Genomic DNA, 15,228 nt, shown 5'->3' on the forward strand with positions numbered 1-15,228 from the left:
GTTTACTTTTATTGTGTATAGTATGTTGGTGAACGTTCAAAAACTACGACGTGAAACAAATTGTTCAATCTCTCCTGTTAATAGTGCTTTTATTGGCCGGTCTGCAAATATCCGCGCAGTCTCCGGTTGCCACAAAACCTTACCGTCTGATTGCTCATAGAGGTCGTGTAGTAGATAGTACAACTGACCAGAATAGCCTGGAGGCACTTAATAAGGCGATCGCCCAAGGTTACTGGATGGTTGAGGTGGATCTGCGGATGACCAAGGACAGTGTCCTCATCACACACCATGATAAAAACTTCCGTTATTCTTTTGGTCTGGACTCCGCAGTCTCTTCTATGACCTGGGCGGCTATCAGTAAATTGCGTAATGCCAACGGTTACCGGGTACAGCGATTTGAAGAAGTACTGGCGCATTGCGAAGGGAAACTCGGCGTCATGATCGATAATAAGCTGGAGGGAAATGATACGGCTGTCTGGATCCGTTTGACCACTTTATTGAAAAAGTATGACTTATATAAAAGCGCACTGATGATTGGTACAGACGAATCCACTCCATACTTCACCGGAAAGGTCAGACTCAGTTGTACCCGTCAGCAGCTGGAAACTAATATTAACAGACCTGACTACAAGGCGTCTAATTATTACCTTTTTTCTGATAAGATCAGTAAGGAGGATTATGTCTGGGCATACGGTCATAACATCCTGGTGGTGGGTGTGATCAATGCCTGGGCATTCCAGCCGGGGGAATCGGTAACTAAGGCAGCTGCGCAGGCAGCAGCGTTGAAGGCAGCGGGTGTGCAGTGTTTTCAGATTGATGCGGAGTATCAACCGTTATTTCAAAAGTAAAGAAGAGCCGTGCGTTTGCAAGATAGCTGCTCCTGAGTCCGGATATTGAGGGGGAAGAGCGTATCAGATAGGAAACTATACATTAAGAAGAACGACAATCGTCTGCAGTAAAATAAAAAAGCGAAACGATCTAAACCGTTTCGCTTTCGTGCGGAAGAGGAGATTCGAACTCCCAAGCCCTTTCAGGCACTACCACCTCAAAGTAGCGCGTCTACCAATTTCGCCACCTCCGCAGCTCTGAAGTGGTGCAAAATTAATCGGTTTTTGATAACGAACAAATTTAATTAGTAATTAACATCATTTTCTTAGCAGAATTCTGAAGGTCGTTCCCTTGTTAAGCTCCGACCAGCGTACAGTTAGCCGCCCTTTATGGTATTCTTCAATAATTCTTTTTGCAAGGGATAATCCCAGCCCCCAACCCCGTTTTTTGGTGCTAAAGCCGGGTTTGAAGACTTTTTCGAAATTAGCTTTTGGGATGCCTTTACCATTATCGGTGATGTCAATGACGATGTTTGTGGGATGATTTTCTATATAAAGATCGATAGTGCCTTTTCCTTCCATGGCATCCAGCGCGTTTTTCAGCAGATTTTCAATGACCCAGTCAAATAATGAAGGCGATATCATCGCAGGAATTTCATGTTCCTGGCAATGCATGGTCAGAATGACTTTCTGCGGCGCTCTTTTCCGGATGTAGGTAACCATCGATTCCACCTGACTGACTACATCACGTTCTTCCAGTTGCGGCACACTACCTATTTTGGAGAAACGTTCTGTAATGAGTTTCAGTCTGTCGACGTCTTTACGCAATTCCGTCGCTACCAGTTCGTTGCCTTCATTGTCTTTCAGGATCTCTATCCATGCCTCTATGGAAGACAGGGGAGTACCCAGCTGGTGGGCCGTTTCCTTGGCCATACCCACCCATAAAAGGTTCTGGGTAGCACGGTTGGAAGTGGACAATGCGACGAGTACGATACTGATAAACAGGGCGACTACAATCAGCTGAATATATGGGTAATAACGTACCTGTTTCAGGATCAGGGAGTCGCCGTAATAGATGTAATTATAGAGATTGTTTTTGGCGTCGATCTCCATAATAAATGGCGGGTGCTGATTTTTGAAAGTGGTCAGCTGATTTTCCATGTATTTGGGATTGCCTGCCAGTTTGGTCGTATCAAGATTACGGGAGTCGATGATGTGACCATTCTCGTTGGTGATAATAACGGGAATGCTGGTATTATTTGTGATAATCTCTACGGCCAGGTTCAGGTTCGCTTCATCGGAAGCCTGGAGCAATTCCCGGTTGGCAGCCACCCAGGTGGCTACTTTCTTGGTTTCTTCTTCTTCCAGTTTGCTGGCGATGCTGCTTACGTACCAGATTGTACCCACAATGATGATCACCGCTGTGGATACCAGTACAAACTTCCAGCCTATAACCTGTTTAAACATACTGGGGACTAAATTAAGTATAATGTGCAATAAGTGTAGTGTAGTCAGAAGCTATTATAATTTGTTGCATATTTGTAAGGGGAAAAATTATTATTCACGCGTAAAAGAGTGCTTTTGTCTGTATTACCATCGGTAGCTGTTGTTATATTGAATTGGAATGGACGTAGTTTTCTGGAAAAGTTTCTGCCATCGGTATGCAGTTCTACATACGGGAACCTGCAACTGTATGTGGCGGATAATGCTTCTACAGATGACAGTGTGGCATTTGTGCGTGAAAAGTTTCCGCAGGTCAGCATTATTCAGAATCCCACCAACGACGGGTTTGCGGGCGGTTATAACATGGCCCTGCAGCATGTAAAGGCGGATATATATGTATTACTGAATCAGGATGTGGAAGTGGAACCGGGCTGGATTGAGCCGGTTGTGGCGCAGATGGTACGCGATCATCATGTAGCTGCCTGTCAGCCTAAATTACGTTTCTATCACAACAAGCAGGAATTTGAATATGCCGGAGCGGCAGGAGGATGGATGGATATCCTGGGATATACCTTCTGCAGAGGCAGAATATTATATACCACAGAGATGGACGAGGGACAGTATGATGATGCACAGGATATTTTCTGGGCAACAGGTGCCGCGCTGTTTATCCGTTCGGCCTGTTTTCATGAAGTAGGCGGTTTTGACGCCAGTTTCTTCGCCCATATGGAAGAGGTAGATCTGTGCTGGCGACTCAAAAGAGCCGGTTACCGTATCTGTTACTGTCCGGATTCTATTGTATATCATGTGGGAGGGGGGAGTCTGCCGCAGGGCAATCCCCGTAAACTGTACCTGAACTTCCGGAATAACCTGATGATGTTGTGGAAAAACCTGCATCCGGCTGACCGCTGGATCGTATTATCCCAACGTTTTTTCCTGGACCTGCTGGCGGCCGTGAAGAGCCTGGTGGCAGGGAAGCCTGCTGATATGAAGGCGATATTCAGGGCTTATGTGGATTATCGTCGTTGGCGGAAGAGTTATAAATTATCGTCCGACAGGCTACCACAGAAGCGTTTGCTGGAACTATCAGGGGTCTTTCATGGTATCATGATATGGCGTTATTACTTCCTGAACCGTAAGACTTTCGGGACTTTGGAAAAATAACTTGCAATATTATTTGACATGATGTAAGTTTGCAATGCGAAATAAATAGCTATGGAACACAATACTGTTGAAAATAAGAGCGACTTTACCGGTAGCTGGGTATCATCTTCCCGTTTCCTGTTTTACGTGACAATCTTCTGCCTGCTGTCATTTGTTTTAGGTGGATGTTATAATCTGTTCAAGCATCGTTACAAGGGTAAACCTGAAGTTGCTGTACCAGAAAATACACTGTACAATCCGAAATATAAATAAGAGACTTAATTATATTGGTGAAAGCCTCCCGGTACTACCGGGAGGCTTTTTTTTGCCTATCCCGCCCGTCAGGGCTCCTCACACTGCAATATCTTCCGGTGACATCCGGATCAAGTCCACGTCTCGTCCATGTGCAAAGCACATATTAAGCTGATAATCTTCTCTGTATAACCCCTGGAAAGTCAGGGGAACGACCCTGTAACTACCTATCTGTCCGTCTTTCGATGACCGGTTGTGTCGCGTATATCCCGGATATGACCCTGGCAGGCTGTATTTCATGTGTTCTTTTAAGAAAAATCCCATCCTGTAAGCGATTATCACCTTATGCCCCAAAATCTGTCATATTCGGTTGAATATTAGCTGTATAAGCAAGATATCCCGTATCTACGGCTTATCTATGATTAACCTCCCTGATGCAATCGGGATTAATACGGTATAGGGAAACCTTTCTGTTGACCTGGGTATAGTCCTGATGCAGATTTACACTATTGTCAGATAATCCTGTTTGAAGTTCACAAGTACAGCTTTTAATCCTAATGATGGTTTACAGCCATTGACTCAGGAAAATCTTCCCGTTGACCTATCTGATATAGAGATAGCTTCAGAAGTCGGGTACTGTTTCAGCGCGTATTTGACAAGGAGGAAAGACGCCTCAATAAGAAAATCTTACAGCTGACGTATTAAATACAGGAATTGTCGGATTGTATCAACAGACCTTTTAAAAGCCCAATGAGATCTGAATAGGGAAACACCTTCAGGTAGACATATCTAATGCAGGATTCACTTTACAGGCTGGGGATTATTACAGTGAACACTTTACAGGGCTAAGTTATCTGACGGGGGAGATTCGCACTAATAAATATCTTTTTGTTGTTAATGGCGTGCAGCATGATATGAAATGTATTTATAAATAAATGATTTTCAATCATGTAGATGATATCCAAAGGATAAGGCGTATGAATGAAACAGCAATGTTGAACAAGAAGATCCGTATACAGCAAAGAAGGAGAAACACTGCCTGAAAAGGGATTAAACGCTGCTGTAAGGACATAAAAAAAGTCCTGATGTAGAACACCAGGACTTTTAACTGTGAGCGGAAGACCGGGCTCGAACCGGCCACCCCGACCTTGGCAAGGTCGTGCTCTACCAAATGAGCTACTTCCGCAGGTAAAAGAATCAATTTAATGTAGTGAATCACTACCTGAACTGATATCTATTGATAAGAACTTTTATAACTGTGAGCGGAAGACCGGGCTCGAACCGGCCACCCCGACCTTGGCAAGGTCGTGCTCTACCAAATGAGCTACTTCCGCAGGTGAAAAAATCAATTTTATTTGGCAACTGCTTACTTAAAACTGACCGTCTTGTTAAGAACTTTTTTCGTTTTCCGTTCGCGTTGTTCGCGATTGGGATTGCAAATGTACAACATTGTTTGAAACCACAAAATATTTGTACGGTTTTTTCAGAAAAATGTGCAATATATATCGGGCTGATTATCGCAATGTTTGTTCTTTTGTGAGCTGAAATGCTTTGCGGTAAAGTATTTTGAAGCGTATGTATGACGGAGTCAGGGATATCGTCTTTCCTTATATTTTTATAACATGACAACGTTTTCGTATACGGGATCGGAAAAATATCAATGTTTTATCTGACTATCTCACATAGTCTGAACGGTACAACGATGCGCTCTTTATGCCCTTCCCATTTTTTCCTTTTATGCTCTTAAAAAATGATATTTAAACCAATAAAATAGTTGTATGATTGACATTTATTTTCTCTATCTTAGCAACCATTCCACGTCTTCACAAAAGATCTGCCTAAGTCAATTGTACATAAATTCTAAATTATGAAGAGCAAGTTGTCCTTCCTGTTATTACTGCTGTGTGCATTCGCAGCACAGGCACAAAACACTGCCAGTCTGGTCATACAGCCTAAATCAGATCATACCATCAGCCGTCATATCTACGGACATTTTTCTGAACATCTCGGCCGCTGTATCTATGATGGTTTCTGGGTTGATCCTGCATTGAACGTACAAAAGAAAGACCGCATCCGTCTCGACGTCGTAGATGCACTGAAGAAGATCCATATTCCCAACCTGCGCTGGCCGGGTGGTTGCTTCGCAGATGAATATCACTGGCGCGATGGTATCGGTCCCAGAGAGCAACGTCCGAAAATGGTGAATACCAACTGGGGCGGAGTAATAGAAGACAACAGCTTTGGTACGCATGAATTCCTGGAACTGTGTGAGCTCCTGGGATGCGAACCCTATGTTTCTGCGAATGTAGGTAGCGGTACCGTAGAAGAAATGGCCAAATGGGTAGAATACCTCAACTTCGATGGTATCAGTCCGATGAGCGCCATTCGTAAACAGAATGGTCATGAAGCTCCCTGGAAGGTAAGCTTCTGGGGCGTAGGGAATGAAAGCTGGGGCTGTGGGGGTAATATGACGCCTGCTTTTTATGCGGATCAATACAGAAGATACGCTACGTATGCGCGTAACTATCCGGGTGCGCCGTTGAAAAAGATTGTCAGTGGTGCAAACGACTTCGACTTTAACTGGACAGAAACCATCATGAAACAGGTGCCTTTGCACCAGATGTGGGGTGTGAGTCTGCACTATTATACGGTACCACTGACCTGGGGCAACAAAGGCTCTGCGACCAGTTTTTCCGAACAGGAATACTTTACCACAATGAAGAAATGCCTGGCAATGGATTCTCTCGTGATCAAACATGCTGCGATCATGGATAAATATGATCCTAAAAAACGTGTAGCCCTGGTTGTGGATGAATGGGGAATCTGGACGAATGTAGAACCAGGCACAAATCCTGGTTTCCTGTATCAGCAGAATAGTCTGCGTGATGCGTTGATCGCCGGTACTACGCTTAATATCTTTAATAATCATAGCGACCGTGTGAGAATGGCAGAACTGGCACAGACTGTCAACGTATTACAGGCACTGATCCTGACGGATAAGGAGAAAATGCTGCTGACGCCTACCTATCACATATTTGACCTCTATAAAGTGCATCATGATGCGCAATACCTCCCTGTCCAGCTGAACAGTCCTGCATATACTTCCGGCAAAGAGCAGATACCTGCCGTGAATGTATCTGCTTCACTGGATTCAACAGGTGTTGTACATATCTCACTGGTCAACCTGAACCCTACTCAGAAAATCACCGTATCCACCAGCTTACAGGAAGTGAAGTGGAAAACAGTGAGTGGTCAGATACTGACTTCCGGCAAAGTGACCGATGTGAATACATTCGATCAGCCAAACAAGATCCATATAGAGAAATTCAACGGCGCAAAGAAACAGGGCGATCAGCTGGTTGCTGAATTGCCACCTGCTTCTGTCGTAGTACTGGAACTGAAATAAAGCGGTATAGATATTACCCTGGAGGGTAGCACAGAGAACAAGAGAGGCTGTTCGCGGAATGCGGACAGCCTCTCTTTTATAATGCGTAATTGACCAGACGACATTACTGGTGATAAGAATAACGGATCGTTACACCATAAGTGCGTGGATCGCCTAATACGGCCGCATAGTGACCCGCATTACCTGCCGCTGGCAGTAACTGCTCGAAATAATCTTTATTCAGCAGATTACGTCCCCATACAAAAATAGTCAGTCCGTTCAGTGCACGGAAACCTGCACGGGCATTAAACAAGGTATAACCGTCAATATTCAGGTATTTGGAGGGTGACGGACTGGAAGAGAAAGAAGAGCGGAAATATGCATCCGCACCCACAAAGAAACGGGCATTCTGTCCCAGGATGATACCGGGATTAGAAACGATCTCTCCACCTATCGAACCTGCCCATTTTGAAATACCTGGTAATTCTCCACCGGAAATATCTTTAAAGGCAGCAGAGCCACCTGTTTCTTCCAATGGTACCGGCGCGTTCTTAAAAGACACATATTTGCCATCTGTGTAGGCAAGGGAACCATAGAGGGATACTGCACTATGTATCTTCAGACTTGCATCCAGTTCCACTCCCTGCACCCTTACTTTTTCAGCATTGGCGAGGTAACCACGGTTTACACCCACTTCTGCGGTCTGTACCTGCGTCTGATAGTCTTTGATATCTGTTCTGTGGTAAACGATATTCGCAGTGGCATTCTTGCCCGGAGATGTTTTAACGCCTACTTCAAAATGTTTTACCGATTCAGGATTGATCCTGGCCAGTTCCGTCATTACTTTACCGCCTGATGTAGGTAAGCCGCCGAGATTCACACCGATTGGTTTATAACTGGTGGAATAGGTCGCAAATGCGTTGATGGCTTTTGTCGGTTTATAAGCAAGTGTCAGCTGACCGGAAACATTGCTTTCATCTACATCCGCGTTGAAGGTCTGATTGGTATATACAATATTTTTCAGTGCGATCAGATCCGGATCGTCTGTCTGTAAACCGCCATATGTCTTACGGTCATAGTCTACTTTTTTCTTGTCATAGTTGTAACGCAGACCTGGTAATACATGTATCTGATCGGTGATCGCCCAGTCCAGTTGACCAAATACAGCACCGCCGAAAGTCTTCAGACGGGATACCGTTTTTATACCATAACCATCAAACAAGCCCGGTGTCGCCCATAACTCGCTGGTTGAACTCTGGGAGAAACGCCACTGGGCATCTCCTGATTCTTCAATATGCGCAGGATCTGTTTTCAGGTCCTGCCAGATGCCGAATACACCTATAACACCGCTCAGGCGGGACGTCAGGTCACCTGCATAACGTACTTCCTGCGTCCATTGTTTATGTTTGGAAGTGGCTTGTGATAACTGTAATACTGCCAGACCGGTAAAGTCCCTGTCATTTGAAGGATCCCAGTTCCAGTAACGCCACGCGGTAGTGGAAGTCAGTGTACCGCCGCCAATTTTAGCGTCTACATTCAGTGCAACGCCGCCCAGTTCATTACCGGAGCGCCATGGCGTATTATGGTCTACCAGACGGTCAAATGGATTCTCGCTGGGCAGTTTATAATTCAGGTCAGCAATGATCTGTTTAAACTGTCTGTAAGCAGGTCGTAAGGTGGGAGCTACACCTGCTACCACCTGTGCATAGCCTTCCGGATGTTGCTCGGAATTGTCCGCAGTCAGGGTGATCTTCACTTTGTCTGAAGGCGTATATAACAGCTGCCCGCGTAAGCCCAGGTTATTGAGGTCATTGATATGTTTTTGCGTCACCACATTATAAAGTGTGCCATCACGCTGTGTACCGGAGAAGGACACGCGGGCGGCAAATTTCTTACTGAGCGGACCTGAAACGGCTGCTTTTGCCTGGATATATCCATAGTTGCCATAGCTTACCTCGAAATTAGCTTCCGGGGTAAAACTAGGCTGTCTTGTCGTGATATTGAAGGCGCCTGCGGTTGTGTTTTTACCGAAGAGCGTACCTTGTGGTCCGCGTAATACCTCTACCTGTTCTATATCAATAAAGTCAAGCGTAGTCGCTGCCGGACGGGCATAATACACGCCATCCACATAGAAACCCACACCCGGGTCAATACCATCATTTGTCAGACCAAAAGTCGATCCGACACCACGGATATTCAGGGTCGTATTCCGGGGATTGGAAGAATATAATTGTACGGTAGGTACAATCTCTTTCAGACGGTTAACGTTGAAGGCGCCGGCATCTGCAACCAGTGAACCGCTGATTACGGAGATCGGAATAGGTACCTGCTGCGCGGTTTCCAGGCGTCGGCGGGAAGAGATCACGACTTCCGACAGACTGTTATCGCTGGATAAGGTGATAGTCAGCGGACCTGTAGGGAGGCTGGTCAGTTTTACTTCCTCCAGTTTATATCCCAGTGAACTGATTAACAGGGTGAAGGGAAACGCCCTCCGCAATGGAATACTGAATCGTCCGCTTGTATCTGCAATAGCGTGAACATTGGTGCCCTTGATTACTACAGTTGCCCCCACAACTGAGGTTCCCTCACCATTTTTTATCACGCCTACAACGGCATCCTGAGAAAATGCCGTGCCGGCCAAAAGTAAAATTGGCATAAGGAAGAGTAATGATTTTCGCATAATTAAAACATATTAGGTGATAGTAATTCAAACGTGTTTTGGGTACAGACGTGCAGATATAGCAGCATACAGGCAACTGCCATGCTACAGGCTTACAGTATGTATTAATTGTATCCGCGAAATTGACAAGCTGGTGGCTCATGTCAATAATCAGTGATGCAGCAGACTGCATACTACAGGTTGATACGCATCCTTATTGCTCGCGGAATCGACATGCTGGTGGCTCACGTCAATGATAGGCAACAGAATGCTTATTAGTCTAGTGAATTTGTGGACAAATATATAAATAGGAATGCAACAATGGAAATTTTCAGGAGAAATCTTTTAAAAACGGATTATCCGGCGACTGATATTCGGTCACTATAATACATAGATTTCATCGCAGCATATTGCGGCTTTCTTGGCGGCGGGAGCGTCTCTCCATGCAGGAATCGTTTGCAGACACTTGCCTGTTACCCTGATATAGCGGGCTTTTACAGCAGGTAATGAGAACCGGTAAGTGTTGATCTTTGCATCATATTCTTCTGTGGCAAGAGGGGATGTTTGCTGTTTACCGGCAGGTGTGAAGTTCGCCCCATCCACAGAGGTTTCTACAATAATATCAGTAGGGTTAAAAATGTAATGGCGGGCATCCTGTAAGAAATTCAGCTGTATTTCTTTCACAGTCTGTTCGGTACCCAGATCAACAGTGGCTATCAGGTCTTTACCATAGATAAACAGCCAGTTGATACTGAAATCCTTATCTCCCTGCAAACCATCTGTCAGCGTCTGTTCTTTTTTGGCAGGATAATCTTCTGCCCAGGAATTTACAAGACTCACTTTGCCACGGAACGCCAGACTGTTAATCCATTTGCGGGAGAAGATCTGGTCCCATTCCTGTTGATAAGTAGCTGGACTACCACCCCCTTCAGATAGTTCTTTTACACCTGCAAGTTTGCATTGGGCAACGAATTTCTTTACGCGTTCCGGCCAGCGTGGATTGACAGTAAAACCATTCCCTTCGGGGATCAGGTAACCGAATTTCTCTGTGCCGAAAAAGCGGGATTGTTGCAGCACGGTATATTCCAGCGGTAAACGCGTATTGTATACTCTTGCCAGCAGTGAATCATTTCCTTCCACTGCCTTTTCAGCTTTGTCCAGTAAGGAGGAATACTGATCGATCGCCTCCGGGGACAGATAGTTTTTGTAGTTATTAACGGGATTGCCGTAAATATCCAGTTGTGTTTTGGTAATGTGCAGGGTGTTGGTTAATGCCTGAAGATATTGTGCGACAAATGGTCCTGCCTTGCCATAATAGCCGTTCAGGAAATCACTGGTGATTTCTTCCGTTGTCAGTCCGGGATTCCACAGCAATTTAGCCTGCAGATAACTATTGTAGGCCGCCATATCGCTATAGGTATCTCCGCTGCCCTGAGAAAAAACACCCTGGACCTTGTGCGCGGCCAGGTATTGCAGATTCGCCTGCTGATTGTTATAGTCAGGGAAAGGGGCCAGGTAATTAGTGAATTGTGTGGTATAATCCCATAGGAAAATATGCTCCGTTACAGCGCTCCATCCTTCCAGATCTCTTCTGAAAGCCGCGGCAGAAGAAATACTGCTCAGCGGCTCCTGGCGATACGCATCGATACTGCTGAGCATAATGTATACATTGCCGGCAGGTTTTGTTTTCAGGGGAGGATGTGCCGTATACTGGTACGCAAGTGTGGTAAACTGTTGTGCCGGGAAGGCGGCTGCAATGCGGTTGATGAACCGGATCAGTGTACCCTGTGGACCACCCTCTGCTGCATTGGCCTTACTACATTGATCACAGGTACAGAAGCCACCGCCATCTTCGGGAGCAATCGACCAGTACATCGCATCCGGATTATCCGCAATTGCTTTCCGGAAATAATCTACCATGAAGGTATAAACGCCTTCATTACTCAGACATAGCTGGCTGGCCTGTCGTTTCCCGTTGACAAGTGCATAGTAGTCCGGATGTGCCGCGAAATAAGTTTTAGGTGGCAATATTTTAAAGAAGGAATGTCCCCACAATCCCCACAGGTCTTCGAAGCGGTGCAGCTTGTGCCATTCCAGGTATTCATCATTGAATGCAGCAGGGTAGTAGGTTTCCCGGTATAAAAAGGCAGGCATCTGCCGATCTCTTAGTTGCTGCGGCAACTGCAGTTGTTTAGATACCGGTATGAAGACCGGTATGTCTGCATATTTCCGGCAACCGAAATAATTTTCCAGCAGGGTATACACGCCATACAAAATACCTTTGCCGGTTCCCCCTTTGATATATATATCCTGTTTGCCGGTAGCGATCAGAAAACCTTCTCCTTTTAACTTTTCCGGGTAAAGGGAACTGGTATATTCCGTATTGCCTATAAAGACCCCTGGCTGATCTTTGAACGCTTTTTCTGTAATAATGGGCAAGGAAGCACCTGAGAGGCGTTTGATATAATCCTGTAACAGGGCAGCTGCTTTCGTTTCATGTTTGGTCGCTTCATCCGGCAGGATAATGACATATTTTGAACTGCCACCTGACACCAGATCGATATTCCCTTTAGAGGATTGACAACTATTATAGGTCAGCAGTGTCATAATAAGCAGTAAGCTGTGCATCATCCTGAACATGAATAAAGTGATTAGAATTTACGTTGCAGGGTTATATAGATGTCGTACTGGTTCTGGAAATCGGTATTGGTCACTTTCTGGTTGATCCATGTACCGAATATGCCTGCGGTAGTACGGTATTTAAATGTTTTCTGGTAACCTGCTCCCACACTACGGGTCAACAATCCTGCCAGTTTAGGGAACTGTATCAGACGGCTGCGGTCATCCGGAGAAGTACCAAGACCCGCTGTAAATGAGATATAATCCTGCTGACGGTTCATATAATAACGCGTGGTCAGGTTGTAGGAAGTATAGAACTCAGGCGAGTCACTGATGAAATAAGCCCTGAAATTCACCCAGAAATCTTTCCAGGTCTTCGCTATGGAAGCTACACCGGAAATGCTGTTGGAACTGTCTGCATTCAGATAACGTATACCCAGTTCGCCTTCAATATCATGTTTAAATGTCTTGAAGATGGAGTAAGCCAGCCTTGTTCTGGGAAATACCACTTCATTTGAATAGGTCGCCAGTGCATAGGAATACAGTTCCGGATTATGCGTATAATACAATTCTGCTTCTCCCTGTAATCCCGTTCCCTGTTGACGGCCCGCATAGTTAAGCCGGGCTGCATAAGAACCGCGTTTGAAGAAATGACGGTATTCAAGGGTAGCGATATTATACTTTGTATCCTGGTAGTCATAGCTGGAATGCAGGAAGAACATCCCAAACTGATTTTTCATTGTTTTGCTGTGCAGATAATCGGCATAATCCACATTGACAGGATTGCCATTCAGTTTTACAACGGAATCTGCCGCCAATGCTCCTTCCGCATACATCTTTTTATTCTCCAGTGTAACTGCTCTCTTTTGTATGAACGATTCATTGTTCGGATAATAACGGATACCCTGATTCGCATACGCCAGTGCGCTGTCATATGATTGTTTGCCATTCAGCAGATTGATGCTGTATTGTAATGCGAGAGAATCTTTTCTGTTGATATTTAATACCTGTCTGTATAAAGCCAGTGCACTATCCGGTGCATTATTCCGCTGATAGGTATTGCCTTCGGCAATAAGTCCGTCGGTATAGGCAGTACGATATTTAATCGTGAACGGATAACGTTGCATCAGCTGGTAGGAGATCGCATTTGCTTCAGTATACCGTTGCATATCGGTCAGTATACCTGCTTTTTTCAGTAACAGCTCTTTATTATCCGGATAATATTGTAATCCCTGATCGGCATAGACCAGCGCGCTATCTGACTGTCCTATGGCTGTTTCCAGGTTGATCAGGTAATTCAGGGCTTCAATATTATCAGGCGATTGTACCAGTACAGCCCTGAATTCACCGGCTGCCATATCGTATTCTTCAGCTTGCATCAGTTTACGGCCCGCAGTCAGACGAAGGTCCACCAGGTTAGCGCTGTACTTAGCATCCTGGGGATGCTGATTCAGGAGTTGGGCTGCTATGTCGGCGGCTTCGTCATATTGACCCGTCTCCGCCAGTACACTTGACTTTTTCAGCAGGAACCTGCTGTTATTGGGATATACCGCCAGTGCTTTATCCAGTACTTCCAGGGCGTGTATGTGATCTTTCTGATTGATATAGGTATTGGCCATCAGGTCCATAGCAGTCGTATCACGGGGATCGGTCTGCAGGGCTTTGTCAAATTCAGCCAGTGCCAGGTCGTATTGCTGCTGTGCCAGATAGTCACGTCCGCTGGCTATTTTAAGGGCGGAGTAACGGCTTCTCTGATCGGCTGTACCGGCATTGTTATAACGTAATCTTTCGGCCAGAAGGGCTGCTTCTGCGAATTTACGATCGCTTTCCAGTACATCCAGTTTAAGTGATAACAGTCGCTGGTCATTCGGATTGTTTTTTAATCCGCGGTTAATCCAGGCCAGTGCTTCCCGGTAAGCGCCACGGGACATACTCATACCAATCACTTTATCCAGTGCTTCCCTGTTGCCAGGGTTCTTTTCTGCAATACCTGCATATAACAGGAAAGGATCCGTATTAGCATACCAGGCGGCGGCTTCCATGCGCAGTGTCGTTTCCGTACTACGTGCTTTTGCATCGGCCGGCCAGCGTTTTAATATCTGTTGCAGCTGATCGATCGCGCCGGCATAATCGTGCATATCCTGTAAAAGGCCCAGTTTACGCATCATCAGTTCATAGGAACCCGGATTAATTGCAAGGGCTGCATTTACCTGCTCAATGGCTTTTGTGAAGCTGCCACTTCTCACATACATACTATTGATAGCTGCCTTGGCTTCTTCGTTATCCGGATCCAGCATCAGGGCTTTTTCATAGTTCTCCTGTGATAAGAGCTGGTTGTTCCGCTGCTGATAATAATGCCCTGCCAGCAGGTAATGTCCTGTATAGGCACGTTGTACGCTTGTATCACCGGCATACTTATCCAGCAGGTTATCGGCATAAACGCCTCCCTGGAAGAAGCGTTCCGCAGCATCCAGTATCCCCAGCTTTTTCAGCATGAGTTCCTTATCAGACGGATAATGATAGAGTCCTTCATCTACATAACATTCCGCCTCTTCATATTTCCTGGCGCCCAGTTCTATATTGATGGCATACAGGTAGGCATCTTTATACATCGGATCTTTTGCGAGTACCAGTTTCACATATTTTCTGGCAAGTTCCGCATTACCTGTCAGCATGTATAATCTGCCAAGCAGTAACTGCTGATCCACAAAATCAGGTCTCTTCTCCAGTGCTTCTCTGGATAGCTGGATAGCTTTCTGGTAATGATTCAGTTTCGTTTCCTTTACCGCTTCATTGTAGAGTTCATCGGCATCTTTCCCCTTGCTGAAGATCTGAGCCTGTACCTGTAAAGAAAGACAAAGTACCGTTCCGGATAGTATGTATTTGAAAAGAGACATCAT

9 protein-coding genes and 3 tRNA genes are annotated in these 15,228 nt (G+C 45.4%); 4 read left to right on the forward strand and 8 right to left on the reverse strand.

What is annotated here, in order from left to right:
• Window positions 1-50 precede the first annotated feature (50 nt).
• Window positions 51-848 carry a glycerophosphodiester phosphodiesterase gene (locus CPIN_RS11235; protein WP_083781091.1) on the forward strand — a complete coding sequence of 266 codons (798 nt, stop codon included), beginning with the start codon at window positions 51-53 and terminating at the stop codon, window positions 846-848.
• 149 nt (window positions 849-997) lie between these two features.
• Here CPIN_RS11235 and CPIN_RS11240 read toward each other — a convergent pair.
• Together CPIN_RS11240 and CPIN_RS11245 are read right to left on the reverse strand one after the other, a co-directional pair.
• Window positions 998-1,081 (reverse strand) — tRNA-Leu (locus CPIN_RS11240).
• Window positions 1,082-1,145: 64 nt separating this feature from the next.
• Window positions 1,146-2,294: a sensor histidine kinase gene (locus CPIN_RS11245; RefSeq protein ID WP_012789912.1), complete on the reverse strand. Its 1,149-nt coding sequence runs from the start codon at window positions 2,292-2,294 to the stop codon at window positions 1,146-1,148.
• 108 nt (window positions 2,295-2,402) lie between these two features.
• Here CPIN_RS11245 and CPIN_RS11250 point away from each other — a divergent pair, with 108 nt between their 5' ends.
• Window positions 2,403-3,434, forward strand: a complete 1,032-nt coding sequence (locus CPIN_RS11250) for a glycosyltransferase family 2 protein (RefSeq protein WP_411914120.1) — start codon at window positions 2,403-2,405, stop codon at window positions 3,432-3,434.
• 51 nt (window positions 3,435-3,485) lie between these two features.
• Window positions 3,486-3,686 carry a hypothetical protein gene (locus tag CPIN_RS11255; protein WP_012789914.1) on the forward strand — a complete coding sequence of 67 codons (201 nt, stop codon included), beginning with the start codon at window positions 3,486-3,488 and terminating at the stop codon, window positions 3,684-3,686.
• Between the two features lie 78 nt (window positions 3,687-3,764).
• Here the strand turns inward: CPIN_RS11255 and CPIN_RS38940 are convergent, their stop codons facing one another.
• From CPIN_RS38940 to CPIN_RS11265, 3 genes are all read right to left on the reverse strand, one after another.
• On the reverse strand, window positions 3,765-3,989 hold the full coding sequence (locus tag CPIN_RS38940; protein WP_012789915.1) for a hypothetical protein: 225 nt from the start codon (window positions 3,987-3,989) through the stop codon (window positions 3,765-3,767).
• Between the two features lie 789 nt (window positions 3,990-4,778).
• Window positions 4,779-4,851, reverse strand: a tRNA-Gly gene (locus tag CPIN_RS11260).
• 75 nt (window positions 4,852-4,926) lie between these two features.
• A tRNA-Gly gene (locus tag CPIN_RS11265) sits at window positions 4,927-4,999 on the reverse strand.
• A gap of 533 nt (window positions 5,000-5,532) precedes the next feature.
• On the opposite strand from CPIN_RS11265, the gene CPIN_RS11270 reads away from it, so the two are divergent.
• Window positions 5,533-7,071: an alpha-N-arabinofuranosidase gene (locus CPIN_RS11270; protein ID WP_012789916.1), complete on the forward strand. Its 1,539-nt coding sequence runs from the start codon at window positions 5,533-5,535 to the stop codon at window positions 7,069-7,071.
• A gap of 103 nt (window positions 7,072-7,174) precedes the next feature.
• Here the strand turns inward: CPIN_RS11270 and CPIN_RS11275 are convergent, their stop codons facing one another.
• The 3 genes from CPIN_RS11275 to CPIN_RS11285 all read right to left on the reverse strand — a co-directional run bounded on the left by CPIN_RS11275 (window position 7,175) and on the right by CPIN_RS11285 (window position 15,228).
• Window positions 7,175-9,706: a TonB-dependent receptor gene (locus tag CPIN_RS11275; protein WP_222838196.1), complete on the reverse strand. Its 2,532-nt coding sequence runs from the start codon at window positions 9,704-9,706 to the stop codon at window positions 7,175-7,177.
• Between the two features lie 384 nt (window positions 9,707-10,090).
• Entirely contained in the window at window positions 10,091-12,340 is a 2,250-nt protein-coding gene (locus CPIN_RS11280; RefSeq protein ID WP_187294754.1) for a DUF4838 domain-containing protein, read from the reverse strand.
• A 20-nt stretch (window positions 12,341-12,360) separates the two neighbouring features.
• A complete protein-coding gene (locus CPIN_RS11285; protein WP_044218386.1) occupies window positions 12,361-15,228 on the reverse strand; it encodes a tetratricopeptide repeat protein in 2,868 nt (955 codons plus the stop codon).

The organism is Chitinophaga pinensis DSM 2588, assembly GCF_000024005.1.
Classification (GTDB): Bacteria; Bacteroidota; Bacteroidia; order Chitinophagales; family Chitinophagaceae; genus Chitinophaga; species Chitinophaga pinensis.